The 19,227-nt window shown below is 73.9% G+C and carries 22 protein-coding genes; 10 read left to right on the top strand and 12 right to left on the bottom strand.

What is annotated here, in order from left to right; genetic code table 11:
- Positions 1 to 20: 20 nt before the first annotated feature.
- Together WCD74_RS01895 and WCD74_RS01890 are read right to left on the bottom strand one after the other, a co-directional pair.
- Entirely contained in the window at positions 21 to 878 is an 858-nt protein-coding gene (locus WCD74_RS01895; protein WP_337693121.1) for an LLM class flavin-dependent oxidoreductase, read from the bottom strand.
- Between the two features lie 22 nt (positions 879 to 900).
- Positions 901 to 1,872: an aldo/keto reductase gene (locus WCD74_RS01890; protein ID WP_337693120.1), complete on the bottom strand. Its 972-nt coding sequence runs from the start codon at positions 1,870 to 1,872 to the stop codon at positions 901 to 903.
- An 85-nt stretch (positions 1,873 to 1,957) separates the two neighbouring features.
- Here WCD74_RS01890 and WCD74_RS01885 point away from each other — a divergent pair, with 85 nt between their 5' ends.
- Complete coding sequence (locus WCD74_RS01885; protein WP_337693119.1) at positions 1,958 to 2,791, top strand: helix-turn-helix transcriptional regulator; 834 nt, start codon at positions 1,958 to 1,960, stop codon at positions 2,789 to 2,791.
- A 61-nt stretch (positions 2,792 to 2,852) separates the two neighbouring features.
- Here WCD74_RS01885 and WCD74_RS01880 read toward each other — a convergent pair whose 3' ends face one another.
- Complete coding sequence (locus WCD74_RS01880; RefSeq protein ID WP_337693118.1) at positions 2,853 to 3,956, bottom strand: FAD-dependent oxidoreductase; 1,104 nt, start codon at positions 3,954 to 3,956, stop codon at positions 2,853 to 2,855.
- Positions 3,957 to 4,035: 79 nt separating this feature from the next.
- Between WCD74_RS01880 and WCD74_RS01875 the strand changes: the two genes are divergently transcribed.
- Positions 4,036 to 4,713, top strand: a complete 678-nt coding sequence (locus WCD74_RS01875; protein ID WP_337693117.1) for a TetR/AcrR family transcriptional regulator — start codon at positions 4,036 to 4,038, stop codon at positions 4,711 to 4,713.
- 81 nt (positions 4,714 to 4,794) lie between these two features.
- Here the strand turns inward: WCD74_RS01875 and WCD74_RS01870 are convergent, their stop codons facing one another.
- Complete coding sequence (locus WCD74_RS01870; protein WP_337693116.1) at positions 4,795 to 5,307, bottom strand: hypothetical protein; 513 nt, start codon at positions 5,305 to 5,307, stop codon at positions 4,795 to 4,797.
- A 159-nt stretch (positions 5,308 to 5,466) separates the two neighbouring features.
- Here WCD74_RS01870 and WCD74_RS01865 point away from each other — a divergent pair, with 159 nt between their 5' ends.
- Positions 5,467 to 6,210, top strand: coding sequence for an SDR family oxidoreductase (locus tag WCD74_RS01865; protein WP_337693115.1), 744 nt, complete (start codon positions 5,467 to 5,469; stop codon positions 6,208 to 6,210).
- A 31-nt stretch (positions 6,211 to 6,241) separates the two neighbouring features.
- Positions 6,242 to 6,730 carry a VOC family protein gene (locus tag WCD74_RS01860; RefSeq protein ID WP_337693114.1) on the top strand — a complete coding sequence of 163 codons (489 nt, stop codon included), beginning with the start codon at positions 6,242 to 6,244 and terminating at the stop codon, positions 6,728 to 6,730.
- Here the strand turns inward: WCD74_RS01860 and WCD74_RS01855 are convergent.
- The 3 genes from WCD74_RS01855 to WCD74_RS01845 are packed head-to-tail and all read right to left on the bottom strand — an operon-like array spanning position 6,705 to position 8,844.
- Entirely contained in the window at positions 6,705 to 7,529 is an 825-nt protein-coding gene (locus WCD74_RS01855; RefSeq protein WP_337693113.1) for a cytochrome c biogenesis CcdA family protein, read from the bottom strand. The genes WCD74_RS01860 and WCD74_RS01855 overlap by 26 nt on opposite strands.
- Positions 7,530 to 7,532: 3 nt before the next feature.
- A complete protein-coding gene (locus tag WCD74_RS01850) occupies positions 7,533 to 8,219 on the bottom strand; it encodes a DsbA family protein (RefSeq protein WP_337693112.1) in 687 nt (228 codons plus the stop codon).
- Between the two features lie 22 nt (positions 8,220 to 8,241).
- Positions 8,242 to 8,844, bottom strand: a complete 603-nt coding sequence (locus tag WCD74_RS01845) for an SAM-dependent methyltransferase (protein WP_337693111.1) — start codon at positions 8,842 to 8,844, stop codon at positions 8,242 to 8,244.
- Positions 8,845 to 8,918: 74 nt separating this feature from the next.
- On the opposite strand from WCD74_RS01845, the gene WCD74_RS01840 reads away from it, so the two are divergent.
- Together WCD74_RS01840 and WCD74_RS01835 are read left to right on the top strand one after the other, a co-directional pair.
- Positions 8,919 to 9,416: a hypothetical protein gene (locus WCD74_RS01840; RefSeq protein WP_337693110.1), complete on the top strand. Its 498-nt coding sequence runs from the start codon at positions 8,919 to 8,921 to the stop codon at positions 9,414 to 9,416.
- Between the two features lie 347 nt (positions 9,417 to 9,763).
- Positions 9,764 to 10,759, top strand: a complete 996-nt coding sequence (locus WCD74_RS01835) for an NAD(P)-binding domain-containing protein (protein ID WP_337693109.1) — start codon at positions 9,764 to 9,766, stop codon at positions 10,757 to 10,759.
- Positions 10,760 to 10,765: 6 nt separating this feature from the next.
- Here WCD74_RS01835 and WCD74_RS01830 read toward each other — a convergent pair whose 3' ends face one another.
- A complete protein-coding gene (locus WCD74_RS01830) occupies positions 10,766 to 11,440 on the bottom strand; it encodes a FadR/GntR family transcriptional regulator (RefSeq protein ID WP_337693108.1) in 675 nt (224 codons plus the stop codon).
- A 135-nt stretch (positions 11,441 to 11,575) separates the two neighbouring features.
- On the opposite strand from WCD74_RS01830, the gene WCD74_RS01825 reads away from it, so the two are divergent.
- The 4 genes from WCD74_RS01825 to WCD74_RS01810 are packed head-to-tail and all read left to right on the top strand — an operon-like array spanning position 11,576 to position 14,930.
- A complete protein-coding gene (locus tag WCD74_RS01825; protein ID WP_337693107.1) occupies positions 11,576 to 12,448 on the top strand; it encodes a fumarylacetoacetate hydrolase family protein in 873 nt (290 codons plus the stop codon).
- Positions 12,449 to 12,476: 28 nt separating this feature from the next.
- The gene (locus WCD74_RS01820; protein WP_337693106.1) at positions 12,477 to 13,241 is read left to right on the top strand and encodes an alpha/beta fold hydrolase; all 765 of its coding nucleotides are present in this window, start codon (positions 12,477 to 12,479) and stop codon (positions 13,239 to 13,241) included.
- Positions 13,242 to 13,288: 47 nt separating this feature from the next.
- Positions 13,289 to 14,587 carry a metal-dependent hydrolase family protein gene (locus WCD74_RS01815; protein ID WP_337693105.1) on the top strand — a complete coding sequence of 433 codons (1,299 nt, stop codon included), beginning with the start codon at positions 13,289 to 13,291 and terminating at the stop codon, positions 14,585 to 14,587.
- Between the two features lies 1 nt (position 14,588).
- Positions 14,589 to 14,930 carry a DUF1636 family protein gene (locus WCD74_RS01810; RefSeq protein WP_337693104.1) on the top strand — a complete coding sequence of 114 codons (342 nt, stop codon included), beginning with the start codon at positions 14,589 to 14,591 and terminating at the stop codon, positions 14,928 to 14,930.
- 360 nt (positions 14,931 to 15,290) lie between these two features.
- Here WCD74_RS01810 and WCD74_RS01805 read toward each other — a convergent pair whose 3' ends face one another.
- The 4 genes from WCD74_RS01805 to WCD74_RS01790 are packed head-to-tail and all read right to left on the bottom strand — an operon-like array spanning position 15,291 to position 19,203.
- Complete coding sequence (locus WCD74_RS01805; protein ID WP_337693103.1) at positions 15,291 to 16,502, bottom strand: RCC1 domain-containing protein; 1,212 nt, start codon at positions 16,500 to 16,502, stop codon at positions 15,291 to 15,293.
- A 48-nt stretch (positions 16,503 to 16,550) separates the two neighbouring features.
- Positions 16,551 to 17,360 (bottom strand): enoyl-CoA hydratase/isomerase family protein, encoded by an 810-nt coding sequence (locus WCD74_RS01800; RefSeq protein WP_337693102.1) that lies wholly within the window; start codon positions 17,358 to 17,360, stop codon positions 16,551 to 16,553.
- Positions 17,357 to 18,868, bottom strand: coding sequence for a solute symporter family protein (locus WCD74_RS01795; RefSeq protein ID WP_337693101.1), 1,512 nt, complete (start codon positions 18,866 to 18,868; stop codon positions 17,357 to 17,359). Before WCD74_RS01795 ends, WCD74_RS01800 begins: the two co-directional genes overlap by 4 nt.
- Positions 18,865 to 19,203 carry a DUF485 domain-containing protein gene (locus WCD74_RS01790; RefSeq protein WP_337693100.1) on the bottom strand — a complete coding sequence of 113 codons (339 nt, stop codon included), beginning with the start codon at positions 19,201 to 19,203 and terminating at the stop codon, positions 18,865 to 18,867. The genes WCD74_RS01795 and WCD74_RS01790 overlap by 4 nt, the downstream gene beginning before the upstream one ends.
- Between the last annotated feature and the right edge of the window lie 24 nt (positions 19,204 to 19,227).

Below are 19,227 nucleotides of genomic sequence, written 5' to 3'. Positions count from 1 at the left end.
TGCCGCCCCAGGTCCCGTCGTCAGGCGCGGAGCGGAGCGATCACCTGCTCGGCGAAGCGCAGCACCGGCTCAATGGAGCGTGGGTGGCCGAAGTCCATGAGGACGTGGTCCACGCCCAGATCGCGGTGGCCGGCGAGCTCCTCGACCAGCCGGGCCGAATCGTCGTCGGACTCCGGCAGGGCGCGCTCGAGGGTCACGGAGACCTCGACGGCGTCCGGGTCGCGCCCGGCCTGCTCGGCGGACGACCGGACGATGTCCCGACGGCGGGTGAAGCCGTCCCCGGCCGGGCCGTTCCAGCGGTCCGCGAGCCGCCCGACCAGCGGCAGCCCGACCTTCTCGCCCGCCGCCCCAATGCACACCTTCGGCGGCGGGTCGGTCAGCGGAGGCGCCGAGGCCTCGGTGATCGACACGTACCGGCCCTCGAACGACGGGAACTCCTGCGTCCACATCCGCCGGCAGACCTCGACCGTCTCCTCGAGCTGCGCGAACCGCACCGAGGGCCTCGGGAACTCGTACCCGTAGGCCTCGTACTCCTTCTCCCGCCACCCGGCCCCGATGCCGAGCACGAAGCGGCCGCCCGACAGGTACTGCAGCGTCGCGGCCATCTTCGCCAGCAGCGGCGGGTGCCGGTAGCCGACGCCGAGCACGTGGTGGCAGAGCTCCACGGAGTCGTGCCGCGCGGCGAGCCACGTGAGCGTCGTCCACGCCTCGAGGAACGGGTCGGTCTTCTCGTCGAACCCGTAGAAGTGGTCCGCGATCCACAGCGAGTCGAAGTGCGGCAGCGCCGTCGGGAGGATCTCCGTGTCCTGGTACGCCGCGATCGGCACCTGGTCGCTCCACCGGTTGCCGATGACGGGGGACAGCCATCCGAATCGCACGCGGCGATCCTGGCAGGACGGGTCAGCGCTCGCTGTCCAGCTGCGCCATCGCCGCCGCCGGGTAGCGGTCGCCGGAGACCGAGCCGGCGGGCACGAGCCGGCCGATCTCGGCCACGTCCTCGGGTGTCACCGTGACCTCGTCGAGCATCGGCGCCACCTGCTCCACGCGGCGCGCGCCCACCGTGGGCACGATGTCCGCGCCCTGCGCGCTCACCCAGCCGATCGCCAGCTGCGCCACCGAGCAGCCCTTCTCGACGGCGAGCGACTCCAGCCGCGCGACGAGCCCCTGGTTGTGCTCGAGGTGCTCTCCCTGCCAGCGCGGGGTCATCGCCCGGCCTCCGGTCACGGCGCCGCTGCCGCCGATCAGCCCGCGCCCGAGCACGCCGTAGGCCGTGACGCCGATCCCGAGCTCGCGGCACGTCGGCAGGATGTCGGCCTCGATCTCGCGGCTGAGCAGCGAGTACTCGATCTGCAGGTCGGCGATCGGGGCGACCGCGGCGGCCCGGCGCAGCGTGGCGGAGCCGACCTCGCTGAGCCCGACGTGCCGGACGTAGCCCTGCTCGACGAGCTCGGCGATCGCGCCGACCGTCTCCTCGATCGGCACGTCCGGGTCGAGCCGGGCGGGGCGGTAGACGTCGACGTGGTCGGTCCCGAGGCGCTGCAGCGAGTAGGTGAGGAAGTTCCGGACGGCGGCCGGGCGCGCGTCGACCCCGACCAACCCGCCGTCGGGACCCCGCATCGCCCCGAACTTCACCGAGAGGACGACGTCGTCGCGCGACCGGTCGGCGAGGGCGCGGCGCAGGAGGAGCTCGTTGTGGCCGGAGCCGTAGAAGTCGCCGGTGTCGAGCAGGGTGCCGCCCGCGTCGAGGTACGCGTGGACGACGCGGACGCCTTCGTCGTCGGCCACGGGGCCGTAGACGCCGGACAGGCCCATGGTGCCGAGGGCCGGGGAGGAGACGACGGGGCCGGTGCGGCCGAGCTGGCGCTGTGACATGCCCCCACCCTGCGCCGACGCCGGGACGTCAGGCAGGGACCGCTCGACCCTGGCTGGGCCCGCCGCCCGCGCGGATGCTGAGACCGTGATCGACCGCGCCGGCCTGGGGGACTTCCTGCGACGACGGCGGGAGCTGCTGCACCCGGCGGACGTCGGGCTCCCGCCCGGCGCGCGCCGCCGGACGCCGGGTCTGCGCCGCGAGGAGATCGCCGCGCTGGCCGGGATGTCGAGCGACTACTACACCCGCCTCGAGCAGGCCCGCGGGCCGCACCCGTCGGAGGCCGTCGTCGCGAGCCTGGCGCGGGCGCTGCGCTGCGACCTCGACGAGCGCGACCACCTCTACCACCTCGCCGACCTCACTCCGCCGCCGCGCCGTGGCGGGCGGCACCTGTCGCCGGGCCTGCTCGCCCTGGCCGACCGGCTGGGTGACGTGCCGGTCAGCATCCACACCGATCTGCAGGACGTGCTCTGGCGCAACCCGCTCGCGGCGGCGCTGTTCGGAACGGCGCGGGAGAACCCGGTCCGGGCGTGGTTCACCGACCCGACGATGCGCGCGATGGCTCCGGAGGAGGACCGGGCGGCGCTCGCGGCGACGCACGTCCGCGACCTGCGCGCCACGGCCGCGCGCCGGGCCGGCGACCCCGACGTCACCGCGCTGGTCGACGACCTCCTGGCACGCAGCGCGGAATTCCGCGATCTCTGGCAGCGCCACGAGGTCGGCGTCCGGCGTCTGACCCGGAAGCGGTTCCACCACCCGGAGGTCGGGCTCGTGCACCTGACCTGCGAGGTCCTGCTCACCCCCGAGGCCGACCGGACCCTGGTCGTGCACTTCCCCACCGAGGGCACCGACGCCCGGGAGAAGCTCGACCTCCTACGGGTGATCGGGACCCAGGACCTGGATCCGGTCCCGCGGCGCTAGGTCGGAGATCCGCGTGTGTGGTGCAGAGGATTCCTGTGCGCCACACACGGCGCTCATCGCCCTAGCGCTGGAACGACGCGAACATGGCGACCAGGCTCTGCGGCGCGTCGGGGCCGAACATGAGGCCGTAGAGTTCGGCGCCGTCGGCCGTGGCCGCCTCGGCCCGCGGGAACAACGCCTGCTCGTACGCGGCGAGGGCGGTCTCGACGTCGTCGGGGTGCGCGGCCAGGGCGAGGCCGAGCTCGGCGCCGTCCTGCATGGCGAGGTTGGCGCCCTCGCCGTTCGGTGGGGCGAGGTGGGCGGCGTCGCCGACGAGGGTCACGCCCGGGACGCGCTCCCAGCGGTGGCCTGCCGGCAGCGTGTGCAGGCGGCGGACGACCGGCTCGACGTCGGTGTCGGTGAGCAGCGCGGTGAGCTCCGGCGCCCAGCCGTCGAACTCGCGCAGGACCCGCGGGACGTCGACGTCGTCGAACCAGTCCAGCGGCTTGGTCAGCGCCACGTAGGTGTGCAGGGTGCCGCCCGCCTCGCGGTGGGCCTGGATCCCCTTCTCCGGGGCGACCGCCATCATCGACCCGCCGCCGACGACGGCGGCCGCGGCCGGGTGGCGGGTGTCGCTGTCGTGGAGCCAGGTCTCCACGAACGACCGGCCGGAGTAGGTCGGCGTCGCGTCGGAGACCAGCGGGCGGATGCGCGACCGCGCGCCGTCGGCTCCGACCAGGACGTCGGTCTCGATCGTCGTCCCATCGGCGAACGTGATCTCGTGCCGCCCGCCCAGCGGGCGAACCGCGGCGACCTTGTGGCCCCACCGCACGGTGCCCTCGGGCAGGGAGTCGAGCAGGAGGCGGCGCAGGTCGGCGCGCTGGATCTCCGGGCGGCCGCCGGTGCCGTCGGGCTCCTCGAGGAGCACGGTGCCGTGCTGGTCCAGCACGCGCATCGCCTCGCGGCCCTCGAGGACGAGCGCGCGGAACGGCTCGGTGAGCCCGGCGGCCTCGAGGGCGGGCTGGCCGTTCTCCTCGTGGATGTCGAGCATCCCGCCCTGCGCGCGGGCGGTGGCGGACGGTTCGGCCTCGTACACCGTGGCGCGGATCCCGTGGACGTGCAGAACTCGGGCCAGGACGAGGCCGCCGAGGCCGGCGCCGACGATCGTGACGTGGGTGGTGGGCATGGCGGACTCCCTCGACTCGGTTGGAATGACGTTCCAATGCAGCTTGGAACGTCGTTCCATCCGTGTCAAGATGGCCTCCATGACGCGGGCCCGACGGAGTGACGCGCTCTCCCGGGAGCGGATCGTGGAGGCGGCCGTCGAGCTGCTCGACGCGACGGGGGAGGCCGGACTGACCTTCCGGGCGCTGTCCGAGCGGCTGTCGACGGGTGCCGGCGCGATCTACTGGCACGTGGCGAACAAGGACGAGCTGCGCGGCGCGGCCACGGACGCCGTGGTGGCGTCGGCGCTGGCCGGGGTCGGTGCGGCGGCGCCGCGGGAGGTGCTCCGGGCCGTCGGGCTGGCCCTGTTCGACGCGATCGACGAGCACCCGTGGCTCGGGACGCAGCTCGGAGCGCAGATGTCGCGGACGCCGCAGGGTCCGACGACGCCGCGCCTGCTGGAGGCGATCGGGCGGCCGGTCAGCGCGCTGGGGGTGCCGGAGGCGGCGTGGTTCACCGCCACCTCGACGGTCATGTACTACGTGCTCGGCGCGGCGGGCCAGAACGCGGTCAACGGCCGGGCCGGGAGTGCGGAGCTCGACCGGACGGCGTTCCTCGACGCGGCGGCGACGGCGTGGGAGGAGCTGGACGCGGACGACTACCCGTTCGTCCGCCGGGTCGCGGCTCAGATGCGCGACCACGACGACCAGCGCCAGTTCGTGGACGGCCTCGACGCAGTGATCGCCGGCATCCTGGCGCTGCATCCGCCGGGGCGGTGATCGACGGCCCCCCAGCCACAGAACGACGGGCGAACCGTGTCCTGGGGACACGGTTCGCCCGTCGCGGTGTGTGCTGTGGACCTACTCGTTCGACAGCGAGCCGTGCCCGCCGGTGCCGGTCCCGCCCGTGCCGCCGTTGGCCTGGGCGTCCCCGCCGGAGGAGGAGTTCTCGCTCGGCGCGGACTTGCCGAGCAGGGCGAGGTTGCTGCCGGAGAGGACGTTGATGCCGCCCTGACCGCCGGTGGCGAGCCCACCGTTGCCGCCTGCGCCTCCGGTACCGGCTCCGCCGTTGCCCCCGGTCAGCGTGGTGACGCTGCTGGTGATGTCGGTGACCGACGAGCCGCCGTGCTTGCTGCCGCTCTTCGAGCCGTGCGAGCCGTGCGAGCCGTGGTGGCCGCCGTCGGACTGATGGCTGCTCTTCTCGACCGAGTGGCCGTCCTGCTCATGGCTGCAGGAGCCTCCGGTGCCGGCCATGGCGGGCGCGGCGGCGGCCAGCAGGCCCACCCCGACGGTCCCGGCGACCATCACCGTGCGGCCCGCGCCACCCCGGACGTCGAGACCGATGCCCCCGGCGGCGTTGCTGTGCTTGCCCATGTCTCGTCTCCCATCTGGGTCCTGCCCGGCACGTCTGGTGCGCCGAGCGCGACGGGTGTCCCCTGACCGGGACGCTGCATAACGTCGATCGAGACATTGTCGTGACCTCACCGTGACCAAACGGTGGAGATCCGCACCTCGAACGGGTAGCCGTCGATCATGAGTGACCTACTGCACGGTGTCGTCGCCGCCGTCACCGGAGCGTCGAGCGGCATCGGCGAGGCGACCGCCCGCGCGCTCGCCGAGCAGGGCGCCACCCTCGCCCTCCTGGCTCGCCGCGAGGACCGGCTCCGCGCCCTCGCCGACGAGCTCGGCGGCGCGACCAGCGTCCACGTCGTCGACCTCGCCGATCCCGACGCCGCGGCCCGCGTCGTCGGCGAGGTCGTCGACCACCACGGCCGGCTGGACGTCCTGGTCAACAACGCCGGCTACGGCTCGCTCGCGCCCGCCCGCGGCTCCGAGTTCGCCGACTGGCGGGCGACGACCGCGATCAACCTCGACGGCCTGCTCGCCGTCACGCACGCCGCCCTGGAGCCGCTGGTCGCCGCCGCGACCGGCCCGCGCGGGGTCGCCGATCTCGTCAACGTCAGCTCCGACGCCGGGCGGCGGGTCCTGCCGGTCGGCGCGGTCTACGCGGCGACGAAGCACGCCGTCGGCGCCTTCTCCGAGTCGCTGCGCCAGGAGCTGGCGTCGGCCCACGTGCGGGTCGGCGTCGTCGAGCCCGGCATCACGCGCACCGAGCTCCCGGACAAGGGGGAGGGCGACACCCCGGACCTCTCCGCGCTCGGCGAGCTGGGCGTGCTGGAGGCGGCCGACATCGCGGACGCGGTCGTGTACATGGTCACCCGGCCCGCGCGGACGGCGGTCAACGAGATCCTCGTCCGGCCGGTGGAGCAGGACTGAAGCTGTCCGCCTCGCAGATCACCATGGACGCATGGCGATCAGCACCCTGACCCACCTCAACTTCACCGGCGACGCCCGCGCGGCGCTCGAGTTCTACCACTCGGTCTTCGGCGGCCGGCTGGTCGTGAACACCTACGGGCAGGGCGGCGTGCCGCAGGACTCGCCCGACTCCGATCAGGTCACCTTCGCGCCGGTCCCTGCGGACTCCCCGAACGCCGACCTCGTCGCCTTCGGCATGGTCGTGGCCGAGAACGGCTTCCGGATCGCCGCCTACGACGTCTTCGACGCGACCGGCCGCGGCCTCGCCGGCGCCGGTCGTCGTCGGGCCGACAGCCTCGTCCACGACGAGTCGCTGTTCGTGATGCTGAACGGCGAGACGCTCGAGGAGGTCACGCCGTTCTGGAAGGCGCTGGCCGAGGGCGGGACGATTCTGCAGGCGCTCGCGCCGACGCCGTGGGGGACGCCCTACGGCATGGTCACCGACCGCTTCGGCGTCACCTGGATCGTCGCGACGAGCTGAGCCGCCACCCCACGACGGCGAGCACCAGGGCGGCGACCACGCCCAGGACGACGAGGTCGGGCACCGGGGCGCCGAGGGCGACGGCGGCGTTCTCGGCGCCCGCCGCCGTCGCCGCGTCGGCGCCGACCAGGCCCGCGGTGCCGTCGTAGACCAGGAACAGCGCCCCGATCGCGACGAACAGCAGCCCCGAGACCGTCGACGTGGTGTGCAGGTGCAGCGGACCGAGGCGGAACGACCGCCCGCGCAACCACGAGCGCCGCCCCAGGTCGAAGCGCTGCCAGAGCAGGGCCAACACGAACAGCGGCAGCGCCATCCCGACGGCGTACACCGCCAGCAGCGCGGCGCCGCGCACTGCCTGCCCGCTCGCCGCGGCCACCGTCAGGACCGCTCCGAGGATCGGCCCGGAGCAGAACCCCGCCAGGCCGTAGGCGGCGCCGAGCCCGAGCGTCGCCAGCCACGTCCCGCGCCGGGCCATCCGCGACTGGAACCGCGCGGCAGGCGCGAAGGCCCACCCGCCGCCGAGGATCTGCACCACCCCGAGCACGACGATCACGGTCCCCGCCACGAGCACGACCTCGCTGCGGTACCGCGTCAGCACGCCCGCCAGCGCGCCCGACCCGGCCCCGAGCGGCACCAGGACCGCGGCCAGCCCGAGCAGGAACACCGACGTCCGCGCGACCAGTTCCGTCCGCCCACTCACGGCGTAGGTGAAGAACGACGGCAGGAGCAGGGCGCTGCAGGGGCTGAGCAGGGCGAGGACCCCGCCGAGGAAGGCCGCCGCGTAACCGAGGTCGGGCACGCCTCAGCGGCTCGTCGCGAGCGCGGTGTCGAGGGCCCGCTGGAAGGTCGGCAGCGGTTGCGCACCGAAGATCAGCTGGTCGCCCACGACGAAGCTCGGCACGCCGCCGACCCCGAGGCGCGACCCGAGCGCCTGGTCGTCGGCGACCGCCTGCGCGACGGCCGGATCGGCCAGGTCCGCCCGGAAGCGCGCCACGTCCAGCCCGAGTTGGGCAGCCTCGTCGGTGAGCGTCGCCTCGGTGACCTCGCCGCGGTTCTCCGGACGCTGGTCGCGGTAGAGGGCGGCGTGGAAGTCCCAGAAGCGGTCCTGACGAGCCGCGGCGCGGGCCGCGCGGGCCTGGAGCACGGACTCGGGGCCGAGGTAGGCGAAGTCGTGCCACTCGATGCGCACCTGCCCGCTGTCGACGTACTGCCGGATCAGCTCGGGCTCGGTCGTCGTCGCGTACAGCCGGCAGAACGGGCACTGGAAGTCGCCCCACTCCGTTATGACCACGGGCGCGTCCGGGCGCCCGAGCGCGAGCGGGTCGTCCGCGGCGCGACGCGGCACCGCGAGCCGCGCCTGCGCCACCGGGTCCTGCGAGGTGGGCGCGCCGGTCCCGCCGTCGCGCGAGCTCGTCAACGTGACCACGGCCAGCACCGCCAGGACGACGAGCACGAGCCCGGCGCCGACGAACGTCCTCGTCCGATTCACCGGGTCGGTTACCCCGGTGGGCTCAGGGCAGACGTGCGACGAGGCCGTAGCCGCCGGCGCCGGAGGTCCCGGGCTGCGGGTCGGGCCAGTCGCGGACGTCGACGAGGCCCGGGGGCACGAGCTCCAGGTCCCCGACCAGGGAGCGGAGCTCGGCGCGGCTACGCAGGAGCAGCGGGGTGGCGCTGTTCGCGTAGCCGGCCGCGGCGCCGCGGACCTGCTCGGCGACCTCGGGTTCGTCGTGGTCGTCGCTGACGTGGCTGATCGCGACGACGCTGCCGGGCGCGAGGGCCGCGCGGTAGTGGTCGAGCGCCTCGCGGGCGGCCGGGTCGGCGACGAAGTGCAGCACCGCGATCATGAGGAGGGCGACGGGACGGTCGAGATCGAGCAGGTCCGCGACGCCGGGCGCGCCGAGGACCGACGCCGGGTCGCGCAGGTCCGCGCGGGTGATCGTGACGGTGCGGTGCCCGGCGAGGATCTGCTCGGCGTGCGCGACCGCGACCGGCTCGAAGTCGACGTAGGCCACCCGCGCGGTCGGTTCCGAGTCGAGGGCGATCTCGTGGACGTTGCCGACGGTCGGGACCCCGGAGCCGCGATGTCCGGGGCCGCACGCGATCCTGGAGAGCACGATGTAACCCCGGGCGAAGATCCCGCGATGAGTCGTCGACACCCACGAGGGGTCACGACGAGTCGGGGGACACGATGAGCGAGCACGTGGGGCTGACCTGCCCGAACTGCGGCGGAGGGCTGCCGATCGCGGGCGTGCCGTGCCAGCGGTGCCGGGCCGCCGGGCGCCCCGTCCAGTACCCGAGCGGGCCCCAGCAGGTCCCGCCGTACTCCGCCTCCTTCGCGACGACGCCCCCTCCGGCCCCGTACGCGCCCGTGCCATACCCGACCTACGGTGCGCCCGTCGCGGCGTACGTGCCGGTCGCGTATCCGGTCCGGCCGGCGAAGTCGGCGGGCGTGGCGGTGCTGCTGTCGTTCCTGTGGCTCGGGGCCGGCCACCTCTACCTCGACCGCATCGGCACCGGGCTGACGCTCATGGCCGCGCACTTCTTCGTCGGCTTCCTGCTGTTCTTCCTCTTCTTCCCGCTCGGCTTCCTCGCCTGGCTGGCCGGGTTCATCACCTGCGCGATCGTCTGCTCGAACCTCGCCAACCAGATCAACGCCGGGACGGTGCCACCGCGCGTGACCTGGTGAGGTCGCGTGGCGGCTCGCGCGGGCGTTGCGGGACGCACACGGCGGGAGGATTTCGTCCTGGCCGACGCGGGCGTTGCGCGACGCACACAGCGGGCTGAGTTCGTCCCTGCCGATACGGGCGTTGCGTGGCGCAACGCGGAAGCGGGAGGAGACCACGTCGGCCGACCGTGTGCGGGACGCAACGCGACGGCCGAAGTAAGTCGCTCCTGCCGGCCGTGTGCGGGACGCAACGCGTGCACGCGAGCAGGTCGCTCCGGCCAGCCGTGTGCGGGACGCAACGCCCTGACCCCACCTCTCCGCACCTGGTGGATGGCGCCGGGACGGGCGTCCGGGTCACCCTGAGGTGCATGGCACACGCGGAGATCCGTCGGGAAGGCCCGGAGAGCATCGGCGACCTGGAGGCGCTGGCCGGACGCACGGTCGGGGTGCTCGGGTTCGGCAACCAGGGCGCGGCGCAGGCCGCGAACCTGCGCGACTCGGGCGTGACACCCGTCGTCGGGAACCGGGTCGACGAGTACGCGACCGCGGCCGACGAGGCCGGCTTTGCGCCCCGGTCGATCGCCGAGGCGGCCGCCGGGTCCGACGTCGTCCTGCTGCTGGTGCCCGACGAGGTGCAGCCGGAGCTGGTGCGCGACGAGGTCGCGCCGGGCCTGCGGGCCGGGGACACGCTCGTCGTCGCGAGCGGCTACAACTGGCACTTCGGGCTGCTGGAGGTGCCGGACGGGGTCGACGTCGTCATGGTCGCCCCGCGCATGATCGGCGCGGCCGTCCGCGACCGGTACGTCTCGCGGGCCGGGTTCCCGTGCCTCGTCTCGGTCGAGCGGGACGCGTCGGGGTCCGCGTGGGACACGGCGCTGGCGGTCACACGCGGGATCGGCGGCACGCTCGGCGGGGCGGTGATGTCGTCGGCGCGCGAGGAGGCGGCGCTGGACCTGTTCAGCGAGCAGGCGGTGTGGCCCATGGTGCTCGGGATGCTGCGGACCGCCCACGCCGTGCTCACCGAGGCCGGGTTCAGCGAGGAGGCGGTGCTCTCCGAGCTGTACCTCTCCGGCGAGCCCGCCGAGGTGTTCGACCACATCGCCCGGGACGGCCTGTTCGGTCAGCTCGGGCTGCACTCGCGGACCTCGCAGTACGGGCAGCTGCGGGCGCTGGCCGCCGCTGACGTCACCGCGACGTACGAACGGTTCTCCTCCGTCCTGCACGACGACATCCTCTCCGGCGCCTTCGCCCGCGAGTGGAGCCGCCCGGAGGCGGGGGAGCGGCTCGACGAGCTGCGCCGCGAGGCCGACACGTCGACGCTCGCGCACGCCGAGGCGGAGGTGCGGCAGCGCCTGCGGCACTGAGCGGGGTCAGGGCGCGCCGAGGAGGTTGGTGCGCACGTCGACCAGGTGGGCCCGCATGTGGTCGCGCGCGGCCTCGGCGTCGCGCTCCACCAGCGCCTCCACGATCTCGCCGTGGCTGCACTCGTAGCCCCGGCGCCGCTCAGGCGTGGCGGACCGGCGCTTGATGCTGCCCCAGACCGGGAGCTCGCGGGCGGCGTTCATGGTGTCGAAGAGCCGGAGCAGCAGTCCGTTGTGGGCGGCCGTCGCGATGGCCCGGTGCAGCGCGGAGTCCCACGCCTCGAACTCCTCGTAGGTGCTCGTGGCGTTCCCGCGCCGCAGGCAGTGCTGCACGTGGTCGACGTCCGCCGGCGTGGCGTGCCGGGCGGCCAGCGCCGCGACCTCCGGTTCGAGGACGAGGCGGGTCGCCATGATCTCGGCGGGGCTCGTCTGCACCGGCGACCGCGCGACGGCGGGGAGCTCCGGCCCACCCTCGAGCTCGGCCAGGAACGTGCCGCGGCCGACGTGTCGGGTGATCCGGCCCTCGCGCTCGAGCTCCGCGAGCGCCGAGCGCACGGCCGTCCGCGACGCCTGCAGCACCTCCTGCAGCGCCCGCTCGGTCGGGATCTTCGCGCCGGTGCCGAGCGTCCCCTCGGCCACGGACTCGTCGAGCAGCGCCCGCAGGCGCGTCACCACCGGGGTCATCGACTCCAACCAATACAGGACCAATGCGCGGCTTCACAAGCTGCATAACACCGTCGTACGGTCGACTGACCGCGACCACGGCGACCATATCAGCAGATTGGTCACGATTGGTCCGGCGACGGGGAGGAGCGCGCCGTGAAGCTCGTGACGTTCACCGCCGATGGCCGGGAGGGCGTCGGCCGGGTCGACGACGACGGCTCGACCGTCCTCGACCTCACGCCGGTGACGGGGGAGCGCGACCTCGTCGCGGTCATCGACCAGTGGGACGCGCTGGCGTCGCGGATCACCTCCGCCACCGGTCTGCAGGCGGTCGACGACCCCGTCCTCCGCGCGCCGATCGCCCACCCGCGACGGGACCTGTTCGCCGTCGGGAAGAACTACCGCGAGCACGTCGCCGAGTTCGGGCGCTCCGGCTACGACACCCCGCAGCGCTCCGAGGACCTCCCCGAGAAGCCGATCGTCTTCTCCAAGGCGACGACGGCGGTCACGGGTCCCTACGACGACGTCGAGGCCCACGCCGGCATCACCGGCGAGCTCGACTACGAGGCCGAGCTCGCCGTCATCGTCGGCCGGGGCGGGCGCGGCATCGCCCGCGAGGACGCCCTGGACCACGTCTGGGGCTACACGATCGTCAACGACGTCACCGCCCGGGACGTCCAGCGCGACCACAAGCAGTGGCTGCTGGGCAAGTCGCTCGACACCCACGCGCCGATGGGGCCCTGGGCGGTCAGCGCGGACGAGGTCGGCGACCTCGGCGCACTGGAGGTCTCGTCGACGGTGAACGGCGAGCCCCGGCAGAAGGCGCCCGTCGCCGACCTGATCTTCGACGTCCCCGAGCTGATCCGCGTGATCTCCGCGGGGATCACGCTGCTGCCCGGCGACGTCATCGCCACCGGCACCCCCGCCGGCGTCGGCATCGGCTTCGACCCACCCCGCTTCCTGACGGCGGGTGACGTCGTCGAGTGCGCGATCACCGGCCTCGGATCGCTCCGCAACACCATCCGCTGACGATCATCCGCTGAAGGAGGACGACCACGTGCAGGTGAACGGCAAGGAGCTGGCGGTCGAGATCACCGGGGACGGCCCGGTGGTGCTGCTGGTGCACGGTCTCGGCGGGACGTCGAACTTCTTCCAGCCGCAGGTCGCCGCGCTGGCCGAGCGCTTCGCCGTCGTGCGGCCGGACATGGAGGGCTCGGGGCGCTCGCCGGTCGCGGGCACGCTGTCGATCCAGGGCTTCGCCAACGACCTCGCCGACCTCCTGACCCGCCTCGACGCCGGGCCCGCCCGCGTGGTCGGCCACTCGATGGCCACGATCACCGTCCGCCTGCTCGCCGCGACCCGCCCGGACGCCGTGTCGCACCTGGCCCTGCTCGGCGCCGTCCCCGCGCCGCTGCCCGAGGCGGGGCAGCAGGGCCAGCACGACCGGGCGGCGAAGGCCCGCGCCGGCGAGATGCCGGCGATCGCCGACGCCGTCATGGGCAACGCGACCTCCGAGGCCACCCGCCGCGACCACCCGGGGACCGCCGCCGCCGTCCGCGAGCTCGTGCTGCGGCAGGACCCGGAGGGCTACGCCCGCTCCTGCGAGGCGCTCGCCGGCGCCCCCGACCCCGGGCCGGTCAGCCCCGACCTGCCGTTGCTCCTGCTGACCGGTGCCGACGACGGCGTCGGGAGGCCCGAGGTCAGCCAGGCCCTCGCCGAGGCGCACGGCGCGGCGACGCTCGACGTCCTCCCCGCCTGCGGCCACTGGACCGCCCTCGAGCGCCCGAACGACGTCACCGAGCACCTCCTCAAGTTCTTCTGAGAGTTCCACCGACCCCACCACCGACCCTCGACGCCGAGGAGCCCGCCATGAGCAAGGTCCTGTTCCGCAACGTCTCGATCCTCGACTCCACCGGGGCGCTGCCCTACCCCGGCGACGTGCTCGTCGAGGACGACCGCATCGCCGCCGTCGGCACCGTCGACGGCGCCCGCACCGAGGGCGCGCAGGTGGTCGAGGGCCGGGGCCGCACGCTCATGTCCGGGCTCTGCGACGCGCACACGCACTTCTCGTGGAACAACTCGGCGGACCTCGACGGGCTCGGGATGATGCCGGTCGAGGAGCACCTGCTGTTCTCCGTCGAGTCGGCCAAGAAGTACATCGACTCCGGCTACACGATGTGCCTCGGCGCGGCGTCCGCGAAGGAGCGCCTCGACGTCGTCTGCCGCGACGCGATCAACGCCGGCCGCATCCCCGGCCCGCGCTACCTCGCCAACGGCCCCGAGATCGCCGTGACCGGCGGCGCGCTGATCAAGTCGATCACGAAGTTCGCCGACGGCCCGGAGGGCATGCGCAAGGCCGTCCGCGAGCTCATCGACCTCGGTGTCGACCAGATCAAGCTCTCGATGACCGGCGAGGAGATCACCGGCACCCAGCGCGCCGAGGACACCTACTTCTCCGACGAGGAGGTCGCGGCCGCCGTCACCGAGGCACACCGCCGCGGCAAGCGCGTCTGTGCCCACGCGCGCTCCGCGGAGAGCGTGAAGATGTGCGTGCGGAACCGGGTCGACGTGATCTACCACGCCAGCTTCACCGACGCCGAGGGCATGGACATGCTCGAGGCCAACAAGGACTGGGTGTTCGTCGCGCCCGGCATCAACTGGCTGATCGCCACGCTCTACGAGGCCGAGGCGTTCGGGTTCCCGCAGGAGGCCGCGGAGGCGGTCGGCTACAAGAAGGAACTCGAGATGGCCACCGAGGGCCTGCGCGAGATGCACCGCCGCGGGATCAAGCTGCTGCCCGGCGGCGACTACGGCTTCGCCTGGACCCCGCACGGCACCTACGCCCGCGACCTCGAGCACTTCGTCGAGCGCCTCGGCTTCACGCCCATGGAGGCGATCGTCTCGGCCACCGCGTGGGGCGGCGAGATCATGCTGCGCCCCGACGAGCTCGGGAAGGTCCAGCCCGGCTACCTCGCCGACCTGATCCTGGTCGACGGCGACCCGCTCGACGACATCACCGTCCTCCAGGACCACGACAAGCTGCACGCGATCATGAAGGACGGCCGCTTCCACAAGGAGGACGCACCGCTCGTCACGCACAGCGGACTCGACGACCCGGCCGGCGGGATCAGCGACGCCACCGCCGAGTACGTCGCGGCCCGCCCCTGACGTGCCGCTGCTCGTCTGCCGGACCTGCCCCCGCGACCGCGCGGACACCGGCTCCTTCGGCGTCGCGCTCGACCGGCTCCTGACCGGTGCGGCCGAGCGCGGCGTCCGGGTCCGCCACGTGCCCTGCCTCGGCGGCTGCCCGAACGACGGCAACGTCGCCGTCGACGGCCCCGGCAAGCCCCGCGTCCGGTTCTCCCACCTCTCCGCCGATGACGCACCGTGGTTGCTCGACGCGGCCGCCGCCTTCGACGCGAGCGAGAGCGGCGTTCCCGACGGCGGGTGGGAGGTTCCGTCGGCGCTGCGAGATCGGCTCACCGCGGTGACCCCGAAGCGCGTGCTCTGAGGAGCCGCGTCACCGCGTTGCGTCGCGCACCTGGCCAGCGGAGGTCGCGTCCCGCCGTGCGGGCGTTGCGTCGCGCACACGGCCGGCGGAGGTCGTCTGTCCCCGCGTCGGCGTTGCGTGGCGCATACGGCTGGCGGAGGTCGCCTGCTCCGGCACCGGCATTGCGTCGCGCAACGCGTCTCCAGAGGTCGGAATCGTTCGGTCGTGTGCGTGGCGCAACGCCGACGCAGGGTGGGGCGGCGTCCCCTGGCCGTATGCGTGCCGCAACGCGGCGCACGGGTGGGGCCGCATCTGTTGGCCGTGTGCGTGCCGCAATGCCGACGGGCGGAGGGGCCGGACCCCGTTCGGCGCTTCCCCGACCTACACCCCGAGCTGACCGTAGGCGTTGTAGCCGCGGGCGAGGACCCGGCCGTCCGCGGTGAGCACGAGCTGGTGCTGCTGGCCGTGGGCGACCATCGCGGCGCCGGCGAACTCGGGCGCCGGCACCCAGCTCGAGGGCGGCGGACCGGTCACCCCGGCCGAGACGCCCTCGCGGTCGCGGACCAGCACCGTGCCGTCGGCGGTCCGGACGCGCAGCCCGCTCGTCCCCGTCGTCGCCATCGCGGAGCCGGGGCCGAGCTCGCGGACCGGGGTGAGCGTGCACTGCCGGCCGCAGTCGCCGTCGGGGAGGCCCGTCAGCTGCCCGGTCACCCACACCGAGCCGTCGCGGCCGACGATCGCGGTGCCGTCGCGCCCGGTGGCGACGCCGGCCACGGTGTCGGGCCCGGGGATGCGGGTCGGGGTCGCCGTCCGGCCGAGCTGGGTGGACGTGCCGGGTGCCCAGCTCCACAGGCCGCCCTCGGTGTCGATCGCCAGCGAGATCGTCCCGTGGGTGACGACGGACGTGACGGCCGGGAGTCCCGGGACGACGACGGGATCCGGGGAGCACGGGTAGTCCCGCCCGTAGGAGGGCTCGCCGGAGCAGGTCGTCGTCGACCAGGGCGCCGGCACCTCGCCCCACTGCCACACCCGTCCGTCCCGGTCGACGGCGAGCAGGTGCGACGTCCCGGCGCTCATGCCCGTCACCGGCGGGAGACCGGGGACGCGGATCGGGGCGACGTGGCAGGGCACGTCGCCCCGGCAGCGCTCCGGCGACGTGGCGTGCCGCGGGTCGTGGTCCGAGCCCCACGTCCACACCGCGCCGTCGGCGGTGAGCGCGGCCTGGTGGTCGTCGGCGGAGGAGATCGCGACGGCGGGTCCGGGCAGGGGTACGACGGCGGGGATCGGCCGGCACGGGGTGCTGCTCTCGGGGGTGCGGTCGGCGCAGTCGTCGACCGGAGCCGGTCCGCCCAGCCCGCCCTCGGTGTCACCCCAGGAGAACACCCGGCCGTCGGCGGCGAGGGCGAGCGAGTGCTGGCCCTCCGCGTCGATCGCGACGATCGGTGGCAGGCCCGGCACGACGTCGAGCGCGTCGCGCGACCTCAGGCCGCCGCTGCATCCCGCCAGCGTCAGGACGAGGCCCACGACGACGGCGAGCAGGGTCTGGATCCGCATGCGCGCCACCCTGGTCGCGCCGGCGTCGACGGTCTGCACCGTGCACGACCGTCCGTGTGTCGCCGCCACGACAGAGGGCGCTGCGACCTACCGCTCCCACCCTCCGGTGAACCGCGGCTCCCGCTTCTCCCGGAACGCCTCGAAGGCCGCGCGGGCGTCGTCGCCGGCGAGGTTCACCGACTGCGCGCGGGCCTCGTTCGCCAGCGCCTCCCGCAGCGTCGACGAGACCGCGGAGTGCAGCAGCTCCTTCGTCTGCGCCAGCGCCACCGGTGGTCCGGTGGCCAGCCGTCCCGCGAGGTCGGCGACCACGCCGTCGACCTCGTCCGGCTCCACGAGGTAGGTCACCAGCCCGAGCCGGTGCGCCTCCGTGCCGTCGACCATCTCGCCCAGCAGCGCGAGCCGCTTCGCCTGCTGCATCCCGACGATCCGGGGGAGCAGCCACGACCCGCCGAGGTCCAGCGACAGCCCCCGGCGGGCGAAGATCTGGGAGAACCGTGAACGCGGGGTCGCGACGACGAGGTCGCAGCCCAGCGCCAGGTTCCACCCCGCACCCACCGCCACGCCGTCGACCACCGCGATCGACGGCACCGCCAGCTCGTGCAGGGCGATCGGCACCTCGTTGATGCGGCGCATCCGCGGGAGCGGGTGGTCGGAGTCGTCGGCGTCGTCGGAGCCCTCGGAGTCACCCGACAGGTCCGCGCCCGCACACAGGTCCCCGCCGGTCCCACGCAGGACGAGCGCTCGGGTCCCGTCCTCCGCCGCCGACCGCAACGACGAGGCCAGCTCGGCCCAGCCGTCCACGGTCAGCGCGTTCTTCCGCCGCGGCCGGTCGATCGTCAGGGTGGTGACCCCGTCGTCCGACCGGTCGCGGAGGACGGGCTCCGGCGTGGGGCTCACACCAACGTCCTACCGGTGGTGGCCTGCACGTGCATGTCCTCGAAGGGTGCCTCGGTCGGCGGGCGGGGGCCGCTGAACCGGGTCCCGAGATAGCACCCGAGGAAGCCCAGCGGCACCGAGACCAACGTCGGGTAGGACAGCGGGAAGAGCGCCGCGTCCCCCATCACGCCCGGCCCGACCAGCACCAGGACGACCGAGCTGACCAGCCCGGCGGTGATGCCGGTGATCGCGCCCCGGGTCGTCAGGCGCGGCCAGAACAGCAGCAGCACCAGGACCGGCACGTTCGCGCTCGCCGCCACGACGACGGCCATCAGCGCCAGCAGCGCGATGTTCGTGTTCTGGGCCCCTAGGGCCAGCACGATGGACACGAGCGCAATGCCGATCGCGGCGATCCGCCCCGCGCGCACCTGCTCGGCGTCGGTGGCGCGGCCCTTGCGCCACAGCGAGCTGTAGAGGTCGTGGGCGACCGCCCCGGAACCCGCGATGACGAGGCCCGCGACCACCGCCAGGATCGTCGCGAACGCCACCGCGGCGATGACGGCGAACAGCACCGGCCCGCCGAGCAGCTCCGCGAGCTGTGGTGCGGCCAGGTTGCCGGCCGAGTTCGCGGCGCGGACCTGCACCTGCCCGACCAGCGCCGCGGCGCCGTACCCGATGAACGGCATCGCGAGGAACGCCAGCCCCAGGACCCACAGCGCGACGCTCATCGACTTCCGCGCGACCTGCGCGTCCGGCACCGTGAAGAAGCGGATGAGGATGTGCGGCAGCGCGGCGGTGCCGAGCACCTGGGCGACCGCGACCGACACCAGCTCAAGGCCCGGCAGGAGGCCGCTGGCCCGGGAGAAGAGGTCGTTCGCCGCGCTCGCCTCGACGGCGCTGAACATGGCGACCACGTCGAAGTCGAACCGGGCGAGCGTGAGCACGACGAGGAACGCCATGGCGGCGAGGAGCATGACGGCCTTGACGATCTGGATCCAGGTCGTCGCGAGCATGCCGCCGACGGTGATGTAGACGGCCATGAGCACGCCGACGACCGAGACCGCGGTCCAGTACGGGATGCCGACGAGCAGGCTGATCAGCACGCCCGCCCCGACGAGCTGCGCGATCATGTAGAAGATCGTCACGATCAGCGTGTTGACCGCCATGACCGCCCGGACCCCGCGGGAGCGGAAGCGGCTGGACAGGACGTCGGCGACGGTGAAGCGGCCCAGGTTGCGCAGGGGCTCGGCGACCAGCAGGAGCACGAGCAGGAACGCGACCAGCCCGCCCGCGAGCAGGTAGAAGCCGTACACGCCCTGGAGGGCGAGCAGGCCGGCCACGCCGAGGAAGGTCGACGCCGAGAGCAGGTCCCCGACGATCGCGAGGCCGTTCTGCCACCCGGTGATCTGCCCGCCGGCGACGTAGTGCGACGACGCCGTCCGGTTGCGGCGGCCGGCCCAGGCGGTGATCCCCAGGGTCAGGGCGATCACGGCGACGAAGATCGCGATGGTGATCGGGTCGGCGTTCACCGACGGACCTCCGGGGTCTCGCCGACGGCCTCGACCAGCGCCCGCTCGGCGAGGCGGTCCCACGTCGCGGCGCGGCGCACGTAGAGCCCGCACAGCAGCCAGACGAGCGGGAAGATCAGGGCGGTCAGGACGAAGGTCCAGCTCGCGAACCCGAAGAACGGGGCGCGCAGCGCCTCGGTGAAGCCGGAGACGACGATCAGCAGCAGGTAGGCGCCGAAGCCCACCGCGGTGGCGGTCAGCGCGAAGGACCGGCGGCCGCGGACGAGCTCGCCGAACGCCGGGGTGGCGATGACGGCGGCGGCGGACGGCGGCGGGGCATCAGGGGGAGTGGCCACGAGGTTCTCCTCGACGAGGGCGGG

It is taken from the genome of Actinomycetospora aurantiaca (assembly GCF_037401875.1).
GTDB classification, from domain to species: domain Bacteria; phylum Actinomycetota; class Actinomycetes; order Mycobacteriales; family Pseudonocardiaceae; genus Actinomycetospora; species Actinomycetospora aurantiaca.
The sequence above is the reverse complement of the archived record's forward strand: the minus strand, read 5'-3'. Positions and strand labels throughout refer to the sequence as shown.